The organism is Pseudomonas sp. HP_08, assembly GCF_055284095.1.
This window is the reverse complement of record NZ_JBTOQC010000012.1, coordinates 401,538-424,870: the sequence shown is the minus strand read 5'-3', so window position 1 is coordinate 424,870 and position 23,333 is coordinate 401,538. Positions and strand designations below refer to the sequence as shown.

Annotated in this window: 18 protein-coding genes; 9 read left to right on the top strand and 9 right to left on the bottom strand. The window is 57.9% G+C overall.

What is annotated here, in order from left to right; translation table 11 throughout:
* The 6 genes from ACYAS9_RS13485 to ACYAS9_RS13460 all read right to left on the bottom strand — a co-directional run bounded on the left by ACYAS9_RS13485 (nucleotide 1) and on the right by ACYAS9_RS13460 (nucleotide 10,152).
* Nucleotides 1-1,353: a hypothetical protein gene (locus ACYAS9_RS13485; protein ID WP_463568791.1), complete on the bottom strand. Its 1,353-nt coding sequence runs from the start codon at nucleotides 1,351-1,353 to the stop codon at nucleotides 1-3.
* Entirely contained in the window at nucleotides 1,344-5,429 is a 4,086-nt protein-coding gene (locus ACYAS9_RS13480) for a DUF6603 domain-containing protein (protein WP_463568790.1), read from the bottom strand. The genes ACYAS9_RS13485 and ACYAS9_RS13480 overlap by 10 nt, the downstream gene beginning before the upstream one ends.
* Nucleotides 5,430-5,561: 132 nt before the next feature.
* Complete coding sequence (locus ACYAS9_RS13475) at nucleotides 5,562-5,903, bottom strand: hypothetical protein (RefSeq protein WP_463568789.1); 342 nt, start codon at nucleotides 5,901-5,903, stop codon at nucleotides 5,562-5,564.
* A gap of 340 nt (nucleotides 5,904-6,243) precedes the next feature.
* A complete protein-coding gene (locus ACYAS9_RS13470) occupies nucleotides 6,244-7,500 on the bottom strand; it encodes an OprD family porin (RefSeq protein WP_463568788.1) in 1,257 nt (418 codons plus the stop codon).
* A 34-nt stretch (nucleotides 7,501-7,534) separates the two neighbouring features.
* Nucleotides 7,535-8,791, bottom strand: coding sequence for a gallate dioxygenase (locus ACYAS9_RS13465; RefSeq protein ID WP_463568787.1), 1,257 nt, complete (start codon nucleotides 8,789-8,791; stop codon nucleotides 7,535-7,537).
* Between the two features lie 23 nt (nucleotides 8,792-8,814).
* Nucleotides 8,815-10,152, bottom strand: coding sequence for an MFS transporter (locus ACYAS9_RS13460; RefSeq protein ID WP_463568786.1), 1,338 nt, complete (start codon nucleotides 10,150-10,152; stop codon nucleotides 8,815-8,817).
* Nucleotides 10,153-10,465: 313 nt separating this feature from the next.
* Here ACYAS9_RS13460 and ACYAS9_RS13455 point away from each other — a divergent pair, with 313 nt between their 5' ends.
* Nucleotides 10,466-11,785: an LLM class flavin-dependent oxidoreductase gene (locus ACYAS9_RS13455; protein WP_463568785.1), complete on the top strand. Its 1,320-nt coding sequence runs from the start codon at nucleotides 10,466-10,468 to the stop codon at nucleotides 11,783-11,785.
* 146 nt (nucleotides 11,786-11,931) lie between these two features.
* On the opposite strand, the gene ACYAS9_RS13450 is transcribed toward ACYAS9_RS13455, so the two are convergent.
* Nucleotides 11,932-12,567: a hypothetical protein gene (locus tag ACYAS9_RS13450; protein ID WP_463568930.1), complete on the bottom strand. Its 636-nt coding sequence runs from the start codon at nucleotides 12,565-12,567 to the stop codon at nucleotides 11,932-11,934.
* A gap of 142 nt (nucleotides 12,568-12,709) precedes the next feature.
* Here ACYAS9_RS13450 and ACYAS9_RS13445 point away from each other — a divergent pair, with 142 nt between their 5' ends.
* Complete coding sequence (locus ACYAS9_RS13445; protein ID WP_463568784.1) at nucleotides 12,710-13,114, top strand: DUF2251 domain-containing protein; 405 nt, start codon at nucleotides 12,710-12,712, stop codon at nucleotides 13,112-13,114.
* Between the two features lie 31 nt (nucleotides 13,115-13,145).
* Here ACYAS9_RS13445 and ACYAS9_RS13440 read toward each other — a convergent pair whose 3' ends face one another.
* Nucleotides 13,146-13,451: a hypothetical protein gene (locus tag ACYAS9_RS13440; protein ID WP_463568783.1), complete on the bottom strand. Its 306-nt coding sequence runs from the start codon at nucleotides 13,449-13,451 to the stop codon at nucleotides 13,146-13,148.
* Between the two features lie 60 nt (nucleotides 13,452-13,511).
* On the opposite strand from ACYAS9_RS13440, the gene ACYAS9_RS13435 reads away from it, so the two are divergent.
* The 7 genes from ACYAS9_RS13435 to ACYAS9_RS13405 all read left to right on the top strand — a co-directional run bounded on the left by ACYAS9_RS13435 (nucleotide 13,512) and on the right by ACYAS9_RS13405 (nucleotide 22,187).
* Nucleotides 13,512-13,976, top strand: a complete 465-nt coding sequence (locus ACYAS9_RS13435) for a hypothetical protein (protein ID WP_463568782.1) — start codon at nucleotides 13,512-13,514, stop codon at nucleotides 13,974-13,976.
* 1,158 nt (nucleotides 13,977-15,134) lie between these two features.
* A complete protein-coding gene (locus tag ACYAS9_RS13430) occupies nucleotides 15,135-17,222 on the top strand; it encodes an ABC-three component system protein (RefSeq protein WP_463568781.1) in 2,088 nt (695 codons plus the stop codon).
* Nucleotide 17,223: 1 nt separating this feature from the next.
* On the top strand, nucleotides 17,224-17,823 hold the full coding sequence (locus ACYAS9_RS13425) for an ABC-three component system middle component 1 (RefSeq protein WP_463568780.1): 600 nt from the start codon (nucleotides 17,224-17,226) through the stop codon (nucleotides 17,821-17,823).
* On the top strand, nucleotides 17,820-20,855 hold the full coding sequence (locus tag ACYAS9_RS13420) for an AAA family ATPase (RefSeq protein ID WP_463568779.1): 3,036 nt from the start codon (nucleotides 17,820-17,822) through the stop codon (nucleotides 20,853-20,855). The genes ACYAS9_RS13425 and ACYAS9_RS13420 overlap by 4 nt, the downstream gene beginning before the upstream one ends.
* A gap of 237 nt (nucleotides 20,856-21,092) precedes the next feature.
* Nucleotides 21,093-21,338, top strand: coding sequence for a hypothetical protein (locus ACYAS9_RS13415; RefSeq protein ID WP_463568778.1), 246 nt, complete (start codon nucleotides 21,093-21,095; stop codon nucleotides 21,336-21,338).
* 23 nt (nucleotides 21,339-21,361) lie between these two features.
* A complete protein-coding gene (locus ACYAS9_RS13410; protein ID WP_463568777.1) occupies nucleotides 21,362-21,553 on the top strand; it encodes a hypothetical protein in 192 nt (63 codons plus the stop codon).
* A 127-nt stretch (nucleotides 21,554-21,680) separates the two neighbouring features.
* Entirely contained in the window at nucleotides 21,681-22,187 is a 507-nt protein-coding gene (locus ACYAS9_RS13405) for a hypothetical protein (RefSeq protein WP_463568776.1), read from the top strand.
* A gap of 103 nt (nucleotides 22,188-22,290) precedes the next feature.
* Here the strand turns inward: ACYAS9_RS13405 and ACYAS9_RS13400 are convergent, their stop codons facing one another.
* Nucleotides 22,291-23,307 carry a hypothetical protein gene (locus tag ACYAS9_RS13400; RefSeq protein ID WP_463568775.1) on the bottom strand — a complete coding sequence of 339 codons (1,017 nt, stop codon included), beginning with the start codon at nucleotides 23,305-23,307 and terminating at the stop codon, nucleotides 22,291-22,293.
* Between the last annotated feature and the right edge of the window lie 26 nt (nucleotides 23,308-23,333).

Here is a 23,333-nt window from a genome sequence, read left to right as displayed (position 1 = left end):
TCAGGCGTTCTCCTGCGGATTCATCAGGCCGTCGACTGCAAGGCTCACCACCTCGGTCAGCACCCGCGCTACGCGGTTGTCATCCGACGGCAATGGCGCGCCCTTGGGCAGCGATTGCAATTGTGCATCGAGAAGCTCTTTTTCCAGGGCCTGCACCTCGTCCTGCGTGTGGCTGAGCTTCCAGCGGTACAAAGCGCTGGCAAATGAGCTGTCGTGCAGGGCGAGCTGTCGGCCGACCTGCCAGGCGGCGCTGTAGCTGACATCGAACAGGCCGCTTTCAGGGTCGTAGCACAGCCGTTGATCCGGGTTGCGCCACGGTGGCGTCGGTGACGGTGGTCCCGCCACCGGTAGCAACGGGCCGCGGTACCAGGAGACGCTGCGGCTGCCATCGCGCAGCGCGTGGTTCAGTGCCGTATAGCCAAGGCCAAAGGCTAGTTTCACCGCCTCGTCGGCGGCGCTTTGTGTGGCTTTGTCCGGTTTCCAGGGCATTTGCAGTGCGGCAGGCTGACGATCAATGCCGGCCAACACTTCGCGTAGACCCTGTGGTTTGGCTGTCGAGACAAACGACCAGCTTTTCAGGCTGACCAGGCGAATCTTGCGGGCCGTCGGCGGTACTTCTACCGACGGTGTGCCATCGGCCTGCGGCAGGCAGGCGCCAAGGTTTTCCAGAGACACCAGGTGCGCCACGCTCACATGGCCACGAACAGGCAGCCGATTACCAACGACCACGGCGTAGTCGAGCACGGGCAGGGCGCCGTTGGCGCTGGGCTTGGCCTGCGAGTCGACGCTGCGCACATGTGCGTTCCAGTCAAGGTCGGCCCGCGAAGGCGCAATGGCGTTGAACAGGTCGATGGGAACGTCGATCACGGTCACCGGGTCGTCCTTATCTTCACCGACTTCCAGGTCTGGCTCGAGAGAGAATATTTCTGGCGTATCTCGCAACTGCTCAAGGGTCAGGTGCGCAAGGGTCAGGTTCTCAAGCTTCGGCGGTGGATCCTCTTCATCGAACAGCAAGATTGCCAGCCAGCTGGCCTTGAACTCGCCGTTTTCCGGGCACCCGCCGTGACCACCGGGTGAGCGCTGCCAGGGCAGGCTTGGGTTGTTCAGTACGACATGGGGAAGTTGAAGGCTGAAATCGCCTTGCAAACCCTCGGGCGGAGACAGGCTGTTGACCGTCGTGGGAGCGAGCTGGTAGCGCTCACCGGCGATGAAAAAGTGCTGGTTGCTGCTAAACACTTCCTCTGGCCTGCCATCGACTTCGACCTGCTGGGTCACTTCGATCTTCAAGTGACCACTGCGCAGCGCGGGCAGCAGATAAGGGACGAACGTTACGCTCGGTTCTATCAGGGACATGCACAGCCTCCCAACGATGAAAGTACAGGGGCGTCGAGCAATACGTCCGCCACAGGCGTTGAAAAGACAGTCGGTTTTACCTGCGCGGCGGTATTGAGTCCCTGACGGCGCAAGGCGGCAAGGATGCCATGGCGGGCCTCGCTCACCGCCGGGTCTTGCAAGGAGAGCCTGAGGCTATCCATGGCGTCCTTGTGGGCGTAGTCATCCATCGCCACCGGTTCGCTGGGCGACCAGGCCACCTCAAGACGTTCCTCGTGGGGGGACTGCAAGGTACTGACAGCGACGGCCAGGGCGTTTTGCGCTTGTACAGGTTCAGGGTGCAGTGAAAGGCCCAGCAGCGCACGGGGTACCACCGCTTGCGCCGCCATGCCATTGCCGGTGTTGCTCCAGAGTCCGGAAGGTACACCGCCGAGTACCGGCACGATGTCCCAGGCGCCGTCATCGGGTGTGTTATTACGGGTAAGACTGACCGTCAGTGTGCTCTTGAGTGTACCGGGGCCTTTGCCCATCGGACCGACGCCCAGGTCCTGGTTCCAGGTGGTTGTTTCAGGTGCAAGGCTGCCCGTAATCAGGGTGGACGGTATCTGGGTACTCAGTGCCAGGCGCAGGCTGGCGCCGTCCACCTTCCAGATGGGGTTTTTATCATTGTCAGCACCGGTGCCCAGCATGCCGACCGGTGCGCTGATGGTGATCAACGGGCTTTGCGTCGTCACTGTCTCGGTCGTTGTCTCGGCCTTGACGTGCAGAAAGGAATCACGAAATTCCGCCCAGCCGATCGCTGCGTCATTGGGGCGCTGCTGGCTGCCAAACTCAATGGTGAACGACAGCACCGACAGGTCGACGACGGCCCGGCCGCCGAAGTCCGGCCCCCACATTTCGAGGTTGGCGCTTACCCGCGCATTGAGGGTGTAGGAGGTCAGCCACAGATCCACTCGCGCCGACACGCCGATGCTGACAGCAGCATTGATCCGGTAGGTGAACGGCTTGAAGCGGATCAGAAAGTGCGTCTGCACCTGAAACCAGGCCTGGACGGCGTCACTTCGCCAGGTCGCATCCAGCACGCCACCGGCCATGATGACCGAGGGGGTCACGGCGAAATACAGCTCGCCCTTCATCGTCAGGTTGTCCGAGACGTGCCAGTTCAGGCCCAGGCGCGGCACTTGCGGGTAGTGTTTGGGAACGTCGAACTGCGGATGGTAGCCGCCCAGGGTGACAACGAAATCCCCGGCGTGCGGGCTGTTACCGAACCACATATAAAAGGCAAAGCCGCCCGTAAGCCGGGCATCGCGACTGAAGATGAAAGAGGCGGGTGATAACTGAGCGTTGACTGCCAGCAGGCCTTCGTCCAGTTGCAGGCAGGCGCGGATCAGCAGATCGGCCTGAGCCACCACGGCTTTGGGGTTTGCCGTCGTCGACACTGGCAAGGTCAGGGTGCTTTGCCCCAGCAGGGCGATTTCATTGCGCGTGCCGAACGACACGGTCAGCAGCGCAAAACTCCTGAGCATCTGGAAAGAGGTGAAACGCACGCCGGCGGCAAGCCAGTCTTGTCCTGCCATCGGCGTGATGTAGGTCTTGAGATTCTGCTGGGCGTCCTTGGCGCTCAGGCTGCCCATCGCGCCCTGGATCAGCGGGTATTCGGCGACCTTGTCGATCTCGGGCAGCTTCAGCAATCGGTTGTAGCCGATGCCGCCGGCCAGCCCGGTGACGAAGAAGCAGGGCGGGCCGCCCAATGGCGCGCTGATGAAGGTGAACGCCGAAAATGACGGTGCACCGTTCAGGGTGGTGTACGACCCCAGCGCAGTGGCGCTAAACACCCCGGCGGTCACGGACAACAGACCGCTGTAGAGCGCGTTCCCATCGTTATCCCTGGACTTGCCCAGCGCCCCGATGATGTTCAGCGAACGACTGCGGTACTCGACGCCCAGGCCCGACAGGTTGTACTCAGGATTGAACGGCGCCTTTAGTGGAATAGCGACCTCCAGGCCGTTGAGCATGATGCCCAGCCCGCGGGTTTCGATACCGGCATCCAGCAGCACGCCCATTGCGCCGGTGGTTTTCACTGTAAAGCCGATGCGTTGCATTTGCAGAGGGCCGAAAGAGCGCTGGATGTCGAGCCAATGGATTTTTTCGGCGTCTTGATCCTCGACGGTCTCTACAGGCTCAGGCGCGATATCAACGGGTGCGGGCGTCTTGACGATCTGTGCCGGCTTTTGTGCGGCCTGTACCGGCGCAGCGGTCTTCTGTGGCAGACGGGACTGTTTGGCGCCAAAACGAACCTGCAGGGTTTTCTTGGGTTCGGTACCGGCTTGCAGATCGACGGCCAGTGACAATCCGCTATTGATCGTGGCTGGCAACAGCGACTTAAGGACGCGATCGGGAGGCAGGGCAGGGACGTGCCTGGTCGAAGCAATCAGGCGCAGCCTGTCAAGACGGACATTGTCTGCATCGGCCTGAACCATTTCGCCCACCACCGGAATCTTGCCAGGCCTGAGCGTGAAATCCATCGTGATCTGCATGACGCATAGAAAACCCCATTTGTTGTTCTGGGCATTGCGCCCGACCACCAGCGTCATGGTGGCAACGTTGGCGCTGGCGGTATCCTGCGGGTAGCGCAGCTCAGTGATAAGGCTGAACGTGAATGAGGTGTTGGCAGAGTTGAAGTCAAAACTGGCGTCACTGACTTTCAGCTGCAGTTCGCCTGGTAGATCCGGCAGCCGGGGCAGATGCAGTGCGTCGAGGATGTCATTGAAATCCACGGGGTCTTTCGGGTTTTCCCAGTGGCCTTTGATCAGGGTATTACCGTTGTTGAGCTCCCACGTGATCGCGAAGTGGTTATGGTCATTGATTCTGAAAGCGGCCTCTAAATCACCCTGCGTTTTCTGGCCCTCACGCGCCAGGCGCACGCGCAACTGGCTGAAAGCAATCTTCTTGCCTTCATCGATATCGAAGCTCAGGTCACCCTTGATATCCAGAATCGCACCGTAGCTCGAACGGGAAATGCTGGCCCAGAATTCGAGCTGATGGACCGTCATGTCGCCTTGCAACGTCTGGCCGAATAGCCGTTCCACCAAAGGATTGAGCGACGGCGGCGGTTTTTTCGGGTTCAGGCGGCCGCTCAGGGTTGCCACCGGCAAGTGGGCCTTGACCAACAAGGGCAGTGTTTCCAGGGTGAGCAATGCCTCAAGGCTGAAGGACACAATGCGTTGCCGGTCGGGCGGGCGAATGATCGCAAAGCGCAGCTGAACCTTACTGAGGGCAATCACGCCGGGCCAGATATGCCAGGCGTCGTCGGTGAATGCGTCGAGCGCCAGGTACACCTGAGTGATCGCGCCGGTATGCGGGTCGAGGCCGCAGTAGGTTTCTTTCAGTCGTAGCAGATTCGGGTCGGCAATACAGGGTTGCGGCAAGCTTTGTGCAATTTCCTCGCTGCTCTCGCCAAGCCGGCCCAGCATCGGGGCGTTGGACAGGCCAAGTGCACTGCCACTACCGGTGGAGATCGCTACCTTCAGGGTGCGCCGGTCGAGCAGGCTATCGAGGGCAGCCATGTCAATGATGCCAGTCGCCTGAGTGTCCCAGCCGTACAGGTTCACACCCGGTTTGACCTCGAGTGTTTGCGCGGCACTGGCCGAATCGAGGTCATGGTACGGCTCGGCGGCCTGGCGCAGCCAGTTGGCCGGCAAAAGCATCGCTGCGCTGGCGCACAGCAGGGAGCGGCAGGCCAATGTGTCGAGAATGGCATGCCGTGAGGTGAAAGACTTCTGATAGGTCCAGGTCAGCGGCAGGTTGATGCCCAACAACAACTCCCACTGACCGCCGACCAGCTCAAAGCGAATAAATACGCATGGGGTTTCAACCTTCAGCAGCGTGGCGTCCCAGGCCACGCCCTGGAAGGTAAGCACCGAATCATCCCTGCGCCAGCCAGTCTCGCTGCGTAACCGCAGGGGCGATACAAAGCCGTGCTGCGCGAACAGTGTTCTGCATGACTTGATCTGCAGCGTGTCGACATTGAAAGAACCAAATGTCGACCCGTTGGGGAAATCCTTTTGCAGTTGCTCAAGCAGCTTGGTTGCTTCCATTGCTTATGCCGACACGGTCTGGGAGGGGCGGTTGGGTCGTGAGTAGAGACGTTGCCTATTCAGGAACCGATGTCAGGTCTAAGACGTTCCCGATTGCGTCGGTCCCTGCAGCCTCTGCTTTTCAGCCTCTATCTATTGCGTTGTTTGCTGAGTCAAAAATTTTCTGTCTTTGTAAATTCCCTCAGAAACGACAACCTGCAGTTCTTTCACCACCTCTTGGGCTTTCGCAAGCTCTAGCACCGACGAAGGCGGCTGAACAGCAACATGAAACATGCCGGATCCACCCACTGCCACTTCCAGCATGGGCAGCTTCTTGTACAGCGCCGGTTTTTCCGGATTTTTCTCATCATTCTTGACGTGATAAACGCCGAACTCAAACGGCGTATTTGCCGAGATAGCCTCTTGTGGCATCAATAGGTCGACCTCATAGTTCTCCCCACCCACGAACAACTTCACTTGAATCTCAACTTTCATCGCACAGGCTCCATTCCAAAAACGATTGGTTATCCACCACGCACGGTTTGGCGTGGCGGACTCAAGGGTTCACCGCAATAAACATCGAAGAGCGAGGGTGCGACAGGACGAAGGCGCAGGCGCGGATTGCGCTGCAAGACGGGCACGGGAGAGGCGTTGCATACATCGTCTACGTCCTTGCAAAAGATGCCCTGGTTGATACCGGCGGTGCCGGGACCTCTGACTAGGTTCAGAATCGATAATTGATACTGTTATGCCATCGTTCGGGGAATTTTTCTACTGGAAAATTGTCACGCGCGAAACTGCTCCGCAGCCCGCGCATGCTCCTGTCAGAAGAGTGTCAGAGCAGACTCAGCGGGTAGTTGATGATTACCCGGTTCTCGTCAAAATCAGTGCCGTTGTTCGCCCAGCTTTTGCGGATGTTCGAGTTGCGCCAGCGCAGGCTGAGCTTCTTGAACGTGCCGGATTGCACGGTGTAGGCCAGTTCGGTTTCGCGCACCCATTCCTTGCCGTCGTCGACCGCACCGGTCTGTACATGCTCGCCGCTGATATAGCGGTTCATCAGGGTCAGGCCGGGTATGCCGACACTGGCCAGGTCGAAGTCGTGACGCAGTTGCCAGGAGCGTTCGCGGGCGTTGTCGAAGCTTGAGTTGTAGCTGTCGTTGGCCAGGGTGCCGCCGCTGGTGCCGTTGACACGCAGCCAGGCATCGTCGCCGCTGACTTTCTGCAAGCCCAGGTAAACGGTGCTGGCGCCATAACGGGCGGAGAACATCCCGGAAGCGGTGCGGTTATCCAGATCGCCAGCGCGTGCGGCCCCGTCTTCGTGCCCGATGAAATAGCCAAGGTTGGCGCCCAGCACCCAGTCGCCCAGCGGCTGGCTGTGGGTCAATTGCACATACTGTTGCTGATACAGGTCTTGCAATTGCGCATACCAGAGTCCGACCTGAGTGCGCTTGTCGTTGAACGCATATTCACCACCGGCGAAGTTGAAACGGTCGGAGGTGAAGGCTGCCTTGCCGGTGATCGACAGGTCTTCAAGGCTGGCGTCATTGCGCGGGCTGTTGGCGCGGAACTGGCCGCCATACAGGGTCAGGCCGGCGATTTCCCTTGAGGTGAGCTGCGCGCCCTGAAAGGTCTGCGGCAGCGAGCGACCATCATCCGAGCGCAGGATGGGCAGTACGGGCATCCATTCGCCGACTTTCAATTCGGTTTTCGACAAGCGCAGCTTGCCGGCCACGGCGAGTCGGCCGAAGTCGTCGGCCGGTCGACCATCGTCATGCACCGGCAACAGTTGCGTGCCGGCGGTGCCTTTGCCACCGTCGAGCTTGAGTGAATACAGCCCCAGCGCATCGACGCCTGCGCCGACCGGGCCTTCGGTAAAGCCACTGCGGACATCGAGAATAAAGCTTTGCGTCCATTCCTCGGCACGGCTCTGGGCACTGCTGTCGGCGTTACGAAAATCCCGGCCCTGGTAAAAGTTGCGCAGGTTCAGCGTGGCCGTGGCGTCTTCGATAAAGCCGGCAGCGGGGCAGGCCAGAGGGAGCAGGGCGCTGCTGGCCAGGGCCAGCCGGGTGAAGCGATTGGCACAGGTGGTCATTATTTTTGTTTTCCTGATATGAAGGTAAAGACGCTCAGGCTTTGCCGGCGACCGAATACAGCACTTGCTGATTACGGGTTTTCTGGAAATCTTCCAGGCTCTGCCCGCGCATGGCGGCGTAGATGTGCAGGTTGGAGACGCCCAGCACCGCGCCGAGTTTTTCCAGTACAAAGAAGATCGCGCCGTAGTGAATCAGCCCGCGCCAGTCGCGTTCGCGCAACAGGTTGCGCTCTTGTTCGCTCAGTTCTGCCTCGGCATACAACGCCTCGGGCTCTTGCAGAAAGCGGGCGCGAAAGGCCGGGTCGATCAGCCGGTGCAGAAACTTGTTGAGCCGGTAGCCCTTGGCACTGCGCTCCAGGGTGAAGGGATAGGTGCCCTCCAGTTTCTCGATACCCGCCAGTTGGTAACCCATATGCTGGCGGTGGCGCGCCTGCACATCGGCTGGCAGCGGCTGGTTGAGGTTTTCCAGCAGCAGGGTGGAAATGCCGGTCATCGACGGCAGGTAATAGTCGTTGTGCAGCTTGTTGACCGTGGCCGACAGCGCGCCGCGCATGATCAGCCAGGTGATCACCTCGGCGCCTTCCATACCGCCCAGGGTGGCGTATTCGGCCTGGGTCAGCTTGGTCAACTGCACCGGGTCGTTGACCAGCAGGTCGATAAACTGAGCGTCCCATTCCGGGTTATTGAAGCCGCAACGCTCGCCATGCACCTGGTGCGACACGCCGCCGGTGGCGACCACCGCGACCTTGAGGTCTTCAGGGTAGCTCTCGATGGCGCGGCGCAGTGCCTGGCCCAGCTTGTAGCAACGCTTGGCGCTGGGCACCGGAAACTGCAATACGCCGACCTGCAACGGCACGATCTGCACCGGCCAGTGATCCTTGTGCGGCAACAGCGCCGACATCGGCGAAAAGAAACCATGATCCAGCGGCTTGTCGCGAAAGAACGACATATCGAATTCATCGGCCATCAGGCTCTCGCCAATATGCCGCGACAGCGCCGCGTGGCCGTTCACTGCGGGCAGCGGGCGAGGGTTGCCGCCTTCATCGGCCACTTCATAATGCTCATCGACGCCCAGGCTGAACGCGCCGTAGTGGTCGAAGAAGAACGAGGTCACGTGGTCGTTGAACACATAGAACAGCACGTCTGGCTGCTGCTCGGCGAGCCACACGCGGATCGGCTCGAAACCCTGAAAAATCGGTGCCCAGGCCGCTTCTTGCTGCTTGTCGTGGTCGACCGCGAAACCGATGGTCGGGGTGTGCGAGACGGCCAGGCCGCCGATGATACGTGCCATTGAAAGGCTCCTTTAATTAGCTGTCACTGGGACAAGACGGGATGAGCAGCACGCCGGCGGGCGCGGCCGTTGGCCAGGATCGCCAGGGCGGCAATGAACGCCGGGGTGCCGAGCAGGGTGAACAGCAGCGGCAGGGACAAGCCCATGCTCAGCACCGCGCCGCCCACAAGAGATCCGAAAATAGCGCCGAAGCGGCCGATGCCCAGCATCCAGCTGACACCTGTGGCGCGGAATTCAGTCGGGTAATAGCCCGGCGCGAAAGCATTAAGGCCGGTCTGTGCGCCGCTCATGCAGAAACCGGCGGCCAGTACGCCGAGGGCCAGCAGGCTGGAGTCCAGGCTCAGCGTGCCGAGCAGCAAAATAAAAGTGCCACCCAATACATAAGCGGTGGCGATGACCGAATTCGGGTTGCGGCGGTCCATGACCCAACCGACCAGAATCGCGCCGACGGTGCCGCCAATCTGGAACAGGCCGGTGATGGAGGCCGCGCGCTCAATCGACAAGCCCGAGTCGCGCAGCAGCGTTGGCAGCCAGCCCATGGTCAGGTAAATCACCAGCACGCCCATGAAATACGTGGTCCACAACGCCAGCGTACCCAGGCGGTAGCGCTCGACAAACAGCATGCGCAGCGGGGTTTTGCCCTGGCTGGGTGTTTCACCGACCACAAAGCGCGTGGCTGCGGTAAAAGTGCCGCCCAGTCGATTGAGCGCGGCGGCAATGCGCTCGGCCGGCTGATTGCGCGCGGCCATGAAACGCGCCGACTCCGGCAGCAAAAACCACAGCAACGGTAGCAACGTCAGGGGCATGATGCCGCCGGCCAGCAACACCGCCTGCCATCCGTAATTGGGAATCAGCCAGGCCGCCAGAAAGCCGCCCATGCCCGAGCCCAGGTTGAAGCCGGTGAACATGATGGTGATCAACAGCGAACGGCGCCGCTCCGGCAGGTATTCAGCCAGCAGGGTCGTGGTATTGGGCAGCGCCGCGCCCAGGAATACGCCGGCCAGCAGCCGCAGCGCCGCCAGCTCATACGGGTTGCGGGCAAAGGCGCAGAACAGGCTCAGGACACTGAAGCCGGTGACCGCGATCAGCAGCAGTTTCTTGCGCCCGAAGCGGTCGGCATACGGGCCGGCGGCGAGGGCGCCGATGGCCAGGCCGACCATGCCGGCGCTCATCACCGGCCCGAAGGCGGCGCGCGACAGCCCCCAATCCTGCATCAGCGACGGTGCGATAAAGCCCATCACCGCGACATCGAAACCATCGAACAGGACGATAAGAAAACACAGCGCGAGGATCAGCCACTGATAGCCACATATGGGCTGGTGGTCGATCCACGCTTTGACATCAACGGTTTCATTGCGCATTGAGGATTACCTTTTGTTTTTGTAGTGCCGCCGTTGCGCGCAGGCAGGCAGCGGCCGGGGTGAGGGCGACTGTACGTCCGTTGGCGGCCCCAGGCGTGCGGGAAATCCTTAACGAGGTATCGGTTTTGTTTATTGGGGATTTTCAGGGCGGGAGAGGGTGCGCGACGGCCTGGTGAAAGCCATACGTGGGAAAGGCATTAGATTATGCCAAAAGCGAATTTTACATATTGCTATAAATGCGGATAATTCATAAATATAAGGATTTTTAGACTGAAAACGTCTACCTGCAAACTGCGCAAGGGATTCACCGGACATGAGCAAGAGACAGCTAAAACTGGGCGCATTGACCATGGGCTGCGGCGGGCCGGGCAAGCACAACCTGTGGCTTGACCCGCAATTGCCCACCGATGCCAGCGTCAATATCGACTGGTACATCGACATCGCTCGTCAGGCAGAAGCGGCGCTGTTCGACCTGATCTTCATTGTCGACAGCCAGTTCATCACCCCAGGCTCACCGTCGCATTACCTCAATCGTCTGGAGCCACTGACGCTGTTGTCGGCACTGGCCGTCAGCACCCGAAATATCGGCCTGGTCGGCACGCTGACCACGTCCTATAACGCGCCATTCAATGTTGCCCGGCGCCTGGCGTCGCTGGACCTGATCAGCAAGGGCCGCGCCGGCTGGAACGTGGTCACCAGCGGCGATGCCGGAACCGCCGGCAATTACGGACTGGACGAACACTACGACTACGACACCCGTTATGGCCGCGCCGAGGAGCATGTTCAGGTCGTGCAGGGCCTCTGGAATTCCTACGAGGACGATGCGTTTACCCGCGACCGCGCCACCGGCCAGTTCTTCGATCCGGCCAAACTGCATGCGCTGAACCACAAGGGCAAACACTTTTCGGTAGAAGGGCCGCTGAACATCCAGCGTTCGCCGCAAGGCCAGCCGGTGATTTTCCAGGCCGGCGACTCCACTCAGGGCCGCGACCTGGGCGCCGCGACGGCCGATGTGATCTTCACCCACGTCACCAGCATCGAGCAGGGCCAGGCGTTCTATCGCGATGTAAAAGGGCGGGCCGAGAAACTGGGCCGCGATCCCGAGCAATTGCTGATTCTGCCCGGTGCGGAAGTGTACGTCGGCGACACCGACGAGCACGCCCGCGAGATCGAGCGGCACTACCATCAGCTCGACCACAGTTTTGAACTGGCGCTCAAGGAGTTCGGCCGTAACTTCGGCTGGCACGACTTCAGTCAATACGATCTGGATGCGCCATTTCCGCAGGAAAGCCTGGAGTTCGCCCGCAGCAGCTTCTTCACCAGCGCCAAGCGCATTGCCGACCAGGCGAGAGAGAAGGGCTTCACCCTGCGCCAGACCGTGGAATTCGGCCGTCAACTCAGGCCGGGCGCTTTTGTCGGTACGGCAGCCACGGTTGCGGCCAAGATGGCCGACTGGTTCGAGGCGCGGGCGCTGGATGGTTACAACATCTATATCGGCCACCCGGAGCAGTTCAAACGTTTCACTCAGGAAGTGGTGCCGTTGCTGCAAGAGCGCGGGGTGTACCGGACCGATTATGAAGGCACGACACTGCGTGAAAGCCTGGGGCTGCAGATTCCACGGTTTAGCCGGTAAATAATGAAGAGGGGCGCTGTATGCGAAATACGGCGCTTATCTAGGGTATAAATATAACTCTACTAAATGTTCCTTTAGTAGAGTTATGCGTAGATCGCATGATAAGGCGAGCAGGGGAACGAGCCCCTGCAGGCCTGATACAGAGCTTACTTGCCAAACAGGCGTTCGTGAACCCAGCCATTGTTGGTCAGGATAAACGCACGGGTTTCCTTGATCGGCGTGTCCTTGCTGGCCGCCATCGGCGCAAGTTCGCGATTGGTGGCCACAACGGCCTCATCACTGGCCCATTTCGGCAGATCGTCGACCTTATAGGTGTAAGTCACCCGTGAAATCTTCTGACCCATCATGTCGCCGGGCTCGCTGAATTGCTCGATCTTGTCCACCTTGGCCTTGCCGATGCACAGGCCGGGCACCGTGGTGCCGTCACGCATCTTCTGGCCGTCGGCCTTGTAGTATTTGCGGCCTTCGTCAGTCAAGTCGTACGAATACTGGATCTGCGTACTGGCTTGCTGGAACATGCTGGCCGGGATCTCCTTGCGGGATAACTCGACTTCCTTCAGTACACCGGCACCGGCCAACGCATGTAGCGTCTTGTTGGTGTTAGTGATATCGAATTCCTTCGATTCAACCGGGAATGTCGACACCAGGAAGCATTTGGGATACGCCGTATCCAGCCAGGCCTGAGTGGCTTTCTCGAAGTTGTCTTCGGAAGCTTTCTTGGGGTCCGAGCAGCCAACCAGTGCGGTGGCGAGGATGACCAAGGGGAGAATCTTTTTATGCATCACGCTGCGTCCTTGAATGCTTGAACGAACGGCATCCAGCCTTAAGCAGATTACCGGGCTGTTTTCGATCGGGTTTTGCACTGTTGGTTCATTTGCTACAGTCAGGTGCGATATGAACTTCAAGAACGTAAGGATTCATCTCATGCCTATCTATCTGGCGGCTGAACACGTACTGAATGTAGGGCAAGCCCTGGTCGTAGAAGCTCCTGCGCAGGACGGCGCCTTTGTCGTGGTATTCGAAGACGATGAAGACACCGGCTATTTCTACGCGCTCGACACCCAGTCCCAGGACAACCCGATTCAGGAGGCGCTGCACATCTATAACGTGGCTGACGTATCTGACCGGAGCAAGCCTTCAACCATCAAGATCGGCTGGTCCGTGGACCACACTAAAGCGGTGTTGCTGATCAACGATAACCCTCATGCCATATTCGATTTCCAGGCTAAACAAGGCTATTGCCGCACCGGATTTCCGCCACCGGCGGACAACGGCTGGTCAGTCAACGGACATGAATGGGACGATGCCGCACTGGATTTATTTGCCTGAATTCAGGGTCGCCGGGTGAATATCGGGCGACTTACAGGCCTTTCATGCATTTGCGTACATCGTCATCGATCAGATTGTCGGGCTTCATGCATTCGCGCAGGGTTTTCTTGTCGGCGGCTTTATCGAACTCGCGGGCGTTTACGGGCGCTGGGGTATCACTGTCGCGGCATTGAGGGGCCTTGTTAATGCCTGGAGTGCCGGCCATGACGGTGCAGGCAAATGCATTACTGAGCGCACCGATGTGTCTGCCGAGCGGCTTTGTAATTGAATTGACCGAGTTGGCCGACCACGCTGTAGAGCTGACGCAAGCGAGTACGAACACCAGAGTGCGCTTCATGATTCATCCTTGAATTGGGGCTGGCAGTAACAGAGACGGGATTATCGCGGGAGTCAATGGATGATGTCGATGGGCCATTTATGGATAGCATTGCTTGTGATCAGTGCTGCCGCAATCGCGGACGAGCTTCCGCGCAATGAGCAGATAAAGGCATTCCGCGCCGCTGGATTCGATGACAAGTCTTCAGAGTGCGAACTTGAGGAAACTGGACGCTACACACCGGCAACCATGGAACTGGTCAAAGACCTGAACGGTGACGGCCGACCGGATGCATTGATTACCGAAGGCAGCGTTCAGTGTTACGGACCTGCGGGTGTTGGTTTCTATCTGGTCAGCCAGCAGCGTGACGGGCGATGGAAACTGATGGTCAGTGAAAGTGGATCGGCTGAGTTTCTCACCAGCAAGGGCCGCGATGGCTGGCCTGATATTCAGGTTGGCGGACCGGGTGCTTGTTTTCCGGTGCTGAGGTATGACGGACAGCGTTATGGGGTTCATCGTCGTGTGGGTGAACGGTGTGATGGGTAGCTATGGGGGTGATGGTCTGGGGGGCGGCTTTGTGGGGTTTGAAATGGGACTGCCTGAGTGTCTGGGTCTGTATGCGTAATTACGCATAATGTATATTATGTTAAATTATGTATGGTTGTAACGACGCTTTACTCATGTCACCAGTGAGTAAAAACCGTGGTTTGCCTTGAATTACCAGAATCCAACCAAATCAACGAGTTCCTTGTCCTACCTCATATGCCTTCGAGATTTTCCAAGGCTCTACCTCGGCGTCCGATCATCCGACAGACTCTCTCTCTGACGATGATCTAGGTCTGAGCTCTAAACACCATCTGCGCGGAAGCTCGTCCGCGATTGCGGCAGTACTGATCACAAGCAATGCTATCCATAAATGGCCCATCGACATCATCCATTAACTCCCGCGATAATTCCGTTGGAGTATTTCGCTTTTCTGATTCGCTGCCCACTGACGCCGGTAGCGGGACTGCAAATCCTTTTCGGGACTGATCACCAAAAGACTTCGACGCCCGCACAGAAAATCGCCGGACAATATTCAGGTCGGAGCAACTCTCCGACCTGATGAGGATTACTGAGTGGCTTGCAAACTACAGTGAGCAATTGGAACCGTTTCTGTTCATCGTCGCTGCGGCCGTCTACTCGGACATCCCCATACAGGCGCTCAGTGCAACACAGACCATCAAGCCTACGTTCTCTGGACTTGCCCCTTCAAACCCCGAGACTTCCAAGTACCCGATCCAGTCCAAACCACCCTAAAGTCGAATCGTTCCAGGAGATCACCCACGCCTTCTTAGGTGAGTATTTGCAGAGCCCGTAGTAATCTCGGGTTGGCAAGGTGAGCAGCCCACCTATGATTTCAAGGCCGCCGCGGCCGCTTGGATTTTTCGGTGGGGATTCAACGCGCACAGCTTTACGCTTCCCAAATAACCAGTCCCACATGCCCATCGCTGCCCGCCCCCCTTGGCAATGACCTGAATACAATGTTCAGTAAATATAGCTTGCCACGATGAAACAACCTCATGTCTGTATGTTGGAATAGACCGTGTCTGCCTCTTTGCCCAAGGGCGGCGCGCTAGTACGACCGGCAGCCGCCAAATGATAAGATGTGGCGAACTGCCAGCGGAGCTGGCCAACAAGATAATGAAGTAAAGGGATGTCAGTATGATCAGACGGTTTCGGCTGGAGCAGAAGTCGCTTTACGAGAAACTGGTCATTGCTCAGCGTTTGTCGGACATGCTGGAAAAATTCCTCGACGGGCGTCGAGCTCCGCTAGAAATTGGTGCTGAGCAAGGTGGTATCGAAGAGTGGGATGATGTCGTAATCGTCCATTCACGAGAGTCATTTGAGCACCTGCAAATCAAGCGTCAGAGCACGCACTTCTGCACCAAAGACCCCGATATGCAGGTATACCTGGCCAAACTCGCAACGCAGAGACTCGCCCGCGAAAAGAGCAAAGCCGCAAAAGCCGCCAAGGGTGGCAAGGCTTCCTCCGTGACCCTCGTTACGGACACGCCTGTTAAGGACAAGCCTATTGGTACGGGTGATGATATTGGTGCGGATGAAGCTGTTGCCACACCGGTTGCCGTAGACGATCCCGCAAATGCTGACGATGCTGCTGACGCGGCCAAAGACAACCTTTCCGTTCTTGATTCGGCCTTTTCAAGCTTAGCCAAGCACTCTCGCGCTGGCACATTTGCCCAATTGCCTGAACGTCGATTTCAGTTGACCCTTTTAGGGGCACACCTAAGCATCAAGGACGGCCTGACTGTTAACCATCTGGACGAGCTGTGTAAGCTGTGCCGCCAGATAGGACTCAATCCCGACGACTTGGCTAAGCGTATCGACGGGCCGACAACCCGGGCTCATCGCTGGCTTACGACCTGGTGTGGCTTCGAGGATTGGGCGCAGATCATCGACACCCTCAAGCTTGTCACGGTCGTCTGCATGGGCAACGACGCGACATTGCAGCAGCGCTCAGTCCAATCCTTGGGCAGGCATTTCACGAATCCGGAACGCGCTCTCGAACGGCTGATTTCGGTGATCACCGCCGAGGTCTCTGACGTTTCGGCCCTGGGTTGTCATGCGATTATTCATGAGCTAAGAGAAGAGCTTCGCCCCGATATCGAAACTTGGGCTCAATACCTGTTAGGGGATGAAGTTCAACCTTCCGGCAAGACCTGGTCGTTTTCTGGCACCCATGATCTCGGTGCGCTAGTCCCCCGAACAGCGCAGGCCGTCGTAAATCACCTTTGGGGCAGTGCACCAGGGAATCGGAAGCTTAAGGTGTATGCACCGTACTCGCCTCCTATCGGAGCTAGCCTCACGCTCCCGTCTGCAATATTGCGAATGGCGCTGCACCTGCCACACGGCTGTCAAAGCCTGATGCAGGGCGCGCCAACCTGGCGTACCAACGTTGGCCATGAACTCGGGCACACCCTCGGTTGCGCCGAGAGCGACCTCAAAGATCTCCCATGGATGGATAACACTGAGGCGCTCGTGTGCTCCTTGGATCATGAGTTCAAGACCCTGAGTGCTGCTCGAGCGGAAGCTCTAGCGCTCGCAAGCGCCATGGACGACGTGGTGTGGCAACGGTTAACTCAAAATGTTTCTGCAAAGCTAACAGCCGTAAAAGATCCTGCCCTTGCTGATGCCATGGAAGCGATCTGGCTGGAGTGGCTGGAGGGATTTACTAAGAACCCGGAGAGCCGTCGTCAATTTCTGGAGCAGCTTTTATACCCGGAGACGGAAGGAAAAAATGCCACCCACGCGCTTCGCCTTGGCCCTCGAACCGTAGACCTGTTGGTTAGCGCCGTCGAACTGCTCTTGCTGGTCGCGGTGGGGATCGAAGGCACAGGCACTGTCTGGAAGCACTTCCCGGATTTTGGGGAGGTGCGGAGTATTGCCCTCAAGTACTGGTCTGGCCCGGCAACTGGAGCTCCTGAAGTCCGTGAGATATCTGACGATCCGTTGATCAACGTTATCGGCCCGTCCCCTGCCCCAGTCGTGATCCTGTCTGGCGTCAGCACTCCTCCTTCAGAACTGTTGAACACAAGTATGGCTGACGATGCAGAGTCGGCCACCAGCATGGCCGCGGAACGCCGACCACATCTGCTCGTGACCCGCTCTGGCGTATTCAATCAGTTGCGCTTCGGCACGTTGGCCACGGTGCGGCAACACTTTAGTAAACAATTGCAAAATCGACTGCTGGCGCGCCAGTCTGCCATCGACATGAATACGAAAGGAATCTGAAATGCTAGCAATCTCGGAGTTGGTTGAAGCCATCTCGAACCGTGCCGAAGGTCGCTATGAGGTCTCCTATCCGGACTCGATGGAACTGCCATCGCCGCTGGCTGAGATCGCGAGCGCAGGGATGCAGCTGAAACGGTTTAATCAGGGAGGTGCGGGCTGGCGGACAGTCTTGATCGCGGCCCTCCCCTACGATGTAGCCAAAATTCAGGGAGCGTTTCGGTGGGCGGCAGATGTCCGTGACATGCTCCCAGAGCCGCAAACTGCTGACCTCTACATGTTCATGCTCATTGAAGGTATCGCGTCTGAGGACGCTGCTCGGCTCGAGACGGACGACCGCTTCTGCAGAAAGGTGGTCGTCAGAGAGGGCGAAGACGCCGGTTCATTTCTCGACCGCAGCTTCCTTGCGACACTTTCGATTCCCGGCAGCTCCGACAGCATTAGTGACCCATTGTCAGCCTCCCTTAGCGCCCTCGTCCTGGCGCATACGTGGGTCAAGCCGCATCGCAATGAATGGCGCGAACTCCTGCTTTCCGGCAAATCGGGTGGCGAGATCGCTGAGGCCCTTAGGATCTCGGTGTTTGGCGAAGAGGACGAGAAATGAATCAGTTAAAGTCTATAACGCTCTCGAACATCCGCCGGTTTGGCGCCGATACGAAGATTGAGCTCAGCCGCGGGGCTACGATTCTGCTCGCGCCCAATGGCACTGGAAAAACTGCGATCTTTGAAGCAGTTGAGTTCGCCTTGACGGGCAAGATCTCTCGACTCGACGGAAACCTTGTCCCGATTATCCGAGACTCTCAATCCATGGCTCGGGTAAGCCTCGACTTCGGTGACCTGCAAGCCAGTGCCCAAGTCAACAAAAGTGGGGGCGTTGAGACAACGGGTGATCTGAGCCTTCTATTCCCCTCGAAAGATCCTGCTGACATCCCCTTTCTGCTCAGGCTCACCCACCTACTTGATCAGCGCGAGGGTGAATGGCTGGTCAAGGCAGATCCAAAGGTCGCTGGCTCCCAGTTGGAACGGTTGCCGATTGGCAAGGACGGCAGCCAGGTAAGCTCTGCTCTCACTAGCATCCGACGAGCGCTCACAGAGCAGATCAAGCAAGCGAAAGCGTCGCTGGATTCGCTTGAAACCGAATTTGCCGAATGGCAAAGCCTGAGCCTTGACCGAAACCAGGCGGCTGTCCAAACCCAAGGGGCGCTTCGCAGCAGGGAAAGCATTGCCGAGTCGATCTCGGACATTGCCCAACAGGCGCAAAGCTTCGACCAATTGCCCTCCGGCCTGCTCGTACCTCCATTGGGCCAAGACGGATTGGAGACGGTGCATGATGCGCTGGAGCAACTGGTTCAAAACAAGCTCGAGCGACTTCGTGAACAGATCAAAGAATTGGCTGAGGTCGACGGACTCATAGGCCGGTTTGTGTCTGAACAAGCTCGTTCAGAGCAGCTCAGTACCGAGTTCCTCTCCGCGACGCAGGAACTGAACCAGAAGAAAGAGTATCGCTCGGTGGCCGTGGCAGCTCTTGAGCAGCTACAACGAGAGTTGGTCGTTGCAGAAACTGAACGCGGCACGATTGCTCAGCAACTCAATCGGTACGTGAATGAGACCAACGCCAAGGAGACGGTTGAGCAACGCCAGCAGGTTCTGAAGACAACCGACGACGCCCTAACCATCGCTGAATCGCAAGCTTCTACGGCGCGCAGAGTGCACGAAGGACACGAGCAGCTCGGTGTTCAGCATGACCTGATCAATGGACAGCGCAAGACACTGCTGCAAATAGATTCCGACCTCCTCACAGCTCAAGAACTCCTGGATCGCTGGGAGCTGACTCTTCAGCGCGTTGCAGAAGTTACCGGCACCATCAGCGGCGAAGCAGCATATGAAGAGCTCCTCAGCGAACAGCTTCGTGTCGCGCTAGAGGCCAGAGCGACCGCTGAGGAAGAAGATCAGGCCGCCAAGAGCCATCATGAAAATCTGACATCTGCGGCTGACTCAATACGCCAAGCTGTTGCAGCCATCGCGGCCCATTTGCCTCCCGACCGCGGTGATTGCCCGCTGTGTGGCGAAGAACATGGCGCGGTCGGCTTACATGAGCGTGTCGCCAAGGCACTAGCGGCGATCGACCCGAATATCGTCGAAGCCGAACGACGTGTAAAAAGGGCCGCGGATGTTCTGCGAGACTCTACAGAGGCAGTTACGAGCGCTGAAGCAGAACTCAAAGCATGTCAGTACAGGATTATTGACCTAGAGTCACAGCAGGCATATCTAACAGCTGATATCGTCGAGATCAGCTCGAACAATCTGCTCGGCGGCGATGCCGTTCCCCTGGCGAAAGAGTCCATCCGGCTTCGCGTTGATGCCAATGCCGCTGCGAAACTTCAACTGGACGAAAAACAGCGCAACCTCGCTCCGCGGGTAAGCTCAGAAGTCTTTGAGCAGACCAGAAACGAATACGACTCCGCTGTTCGTGCAGTGGACTCCGCGCGGCAGGCCCGCTCAGAGGCCAGTAGCCGGCTAGAGCAAGCGACTGCAGCATTGGCAGCGATTACCGCCGATGCCCCGCCAGCTCAATCCCTGGAAAATCTGTCCACGGCGCAGAACCAGAACGCCAATCAGCTCGTTGAGTTAGGTGCCAAGGTAGTTGCCGAGCAGTCTGCCTTGGATCGTCAGCAGGCCCAGCTGACAGATGCCACGACCGCTGCAGCTGATTTGGAAACACAGCTGTCTGAAGCACAAGCCCGACTGGCCACGATCAGGGCTTCCTGGCGTCAGCTCTCATTCGCCGGCGATCCCACAGCCGCGGTAGCGAGCAGCCATGAGGCTCAGTTGCAGTCCATCAGCACTGAGCTTACCAGGCACTCGGAAACGCTTCAGACCATCAAGATCGAGATTGGCGCGTGGAGCAAGATAGAGCAGGCTCGGCTCGCTCAGGGACTTCTTGATCGCCGGCGCGGCGAGCGGTCGGAGGATGAGTTCTCGACCCACCTGAGTCAACAGGTCGAGTCGAAGCGCACGGGCGTGCAGCGCCTATCGCAATTGTCTGCAGCGATGGAGTCGCTCAACCAGTCCCTTTCCTCCGAAATCGCGAACGTCCAGAAAAACGTTCAGGCAGTGATGCCTCGGTGGCAAGCATTGCTCAAACGCGTGGTCAGGGAGCAAAGGTTTACCGGGACGAATCTGAGTTTCAGAAGCTCCTACCAAAAGGCACGTGCAGAAGTATCTGTGCCGCTCCACGGGGGGTTAGCGCCAGTACCCTCGATAGCCAGCGAGGCTCAACTGACGGATCTGCAACTGACGTTCCTGCTGTCAATGGCCTTGGAACATCAGTGGTCTCCGTGGCGCGGGCTCCTCCTTGATGACCCCACACAGCATCACGATCTGGTGCATGCCGCGTCCGTTTTTGATGTGCTTCGCGACTACATCATTGATCATGGTTTCCAGGTGGTCATCGCGACCCACGATGCCCTTCAGGCCCGCTATTTCATGCGCAAACTGCAGAATGATGGAATCGACGCACGCATATGGTCACTTGTTCCGACCGCTGAGGGCGTAACTGCGGTTGAAACACCTTGGCCAGGTAGAAGCCAGATCACGATTGACGAGCAGTCACCACCGGCGCTCGACGATGTGTGAGCACTAGATAGGATCTGAAGGCTGCAGCGACTGTGCCGGGTGTTGATCCGGCACGGTCAAATAATAACGACGCCGCCTGCTGCAGTTCGTACTTGCCGCGACCCAACCATTGCCTCTCAGCCTCATAACTCACCAATCACGACAGCGCGAACGGCTCGCTTTTCCTTGAATCAATAACCTTTTTAAATCGGTTGCTCCGGCTTTCGCCCCATAGGCATCATGAATAAGCCGATATCCATGTCCCAGCACCCGATCACATTCCTCGTGTTTCCAATACCTCTTGCCGAATCGTTGAGCGTTCAGAAAAATTTGCTGAAACAGGACAGTCAGACATTATCGATATTCCAAGCCGTCGGGATGTCCTATCGGGTAATGGATGCGATGATCGAGCTTAGCTCTACGTTTGAACACGCTGCTGCGAAATTTTTTGTCGACACGCTGATGAGCGACGACTGGGATCGAAGGGGGCGACTCAACTTCTGAAGAAGAAGGACTGGAAGGGTCGCATGCAAAGCGCCTGGTGCTTGCTTGATGCCCAGGAGCAAGCCGCCGCCGTTGCAATGGAATATGAAGCTTACGAAAACTATTGGCCAACCCTCGATTTTTCGCGCACACGCATCTCGATGCTCAACGTAAGCGATCGTAATACAGCGATTGGGGTGACTGAGCAATGTCTCTGGAATGAAGATTTCCGATGAGATTTGCAGCTGGTGCTCAACGACCAGAGGCATTCAACGGAGCTCTGGCTCGCATGGTCAACACTTGCGACGCGCTTTGCTCAATGGTTAACGTGTAAAAAAACAATAACAAAAAGGATCGCGCGTAATGTCCCAGGCAAGCTTTAGCTTCCGTACAGTCAAATCCAAGAAGGGTGATCATGAGGCAACTAGCCATGTCATCGATAAGGGTGAAAGCCGGCCGCTCAGTAAATTTCAGTCGCTTGGCTATCTCTTGCGCTGGGTAGATGACATGGCCAAGGATGGGTCTGACAACGGACAATCCATCACTGCTCTGTTGTCCTTCGATGCTGAGGCGGCTGCCTTAGGATTTGACCCGTACGACCCGGTGCACATATTGACGGCTCCGAGCTGGAAGATACGTATGTACGCAGCCTGGTGTGTGCTGGGTGGTACAGAACGCACCATCGCTGAGCAACTCAATTACACCGACGTTCACAACTACTGGCCGAACGCTGATTTCTGTGACCCTGCGTGGGATGAGGAAGTGAGGCAGTGGGCGGCCACCGTCACGAGCTACGATGGGCCTTCTGAATTCGATATCGCCAGCGTAGCCGGATACCCTCCTCGCCCAAAACTGGAATTCAAGGATTGATAGTCAGGCGGTAGCTGGCGCACTCTCCCTCCACGGCCAGCTCGGGCCAGAGTAGAGGTTCGCCGTCGGGGCGACGTGCCCATGTGGCGGCCGAGCGTCCTGTTCAACGAACATCTCGGACGTTATTAAACGACCAGTCCGCCAGCCCCTCGCAGCCCGCTACCAGGTAATCCGATCGTATCCCCAAGGTCGGATCCGCCATGAACGCCATGAAGTCTAAAGCCTGGCTCTTCGCGACCGTATCTAGCGAGTTCCACCAGGAGATCCGGATTGCATGGTTCTCACAACACGCGAGTGAGAACCGCAGCAACATATCCTCAATCTTCCCGCCGCCTCGCCCTGATTGCGCCAACGAATAAACGAATCGCTGGCAACTCAGATCGCTTGATTCATCCCACGCCAAGACGAAAGCCCAACCGTATTCGGTGGGAGCTGTGAAGAAGACCAGAAGATCCAGATCTCTGGTCTCGGGGCCCAGATCCTGTAGCTGGCGGCCTTGAAAATCAAAATCGGGGAAGATCAGCCCCGAGGCCTGCAGCGAGCATCGCGACGTCGAACCAAAGATAATGAACTTCAGACCGCTGAAATCGCTGGCCGAGAGACATTCATCGTAGATGAGTTTGTGACGCTTGAGGCGCTCAAAACCGAGGGATTGTCCATACGCAGCGTCAGCCAGCATCTGGCGTTGCTCAACTCCGAGCCCTGGGTGCTCGAGCATCTCAGTGAGGGACTTCGACGCGTTCTCTTTGACGAAATATTCTCGGCAGATACTGCGGTATGCGTACAGTGCCACTTGGTGCGGATCGACCGACAGGGGCCGATCATCAATGGGTGAGAAGAGCTTGTTGTCGTGCTGCTTGCACATTCCTGGAAAGGTCGACGCGCGATTCACCCCAATTTTTTTGGGCAGTGGTTTGCCCCCCGTTTCCTTCAAGGTCGACAGGTCGGCATTGAGCCGATACACATGACCATCTTCAGCAATCAGGCCCAGTTGTCCCCGTTTCTGTATGGAGTGGGCCGAGATGATCTCGTTGCATTGCACGCCATCACTGAAGTGCAGGCAGCGCCCCCTCTTGCTCTGCAGCTTCATCGCTGCCTGATATGCATTTGCGAACGACATATCTGAATCCTAGGGTACGGGGTCAC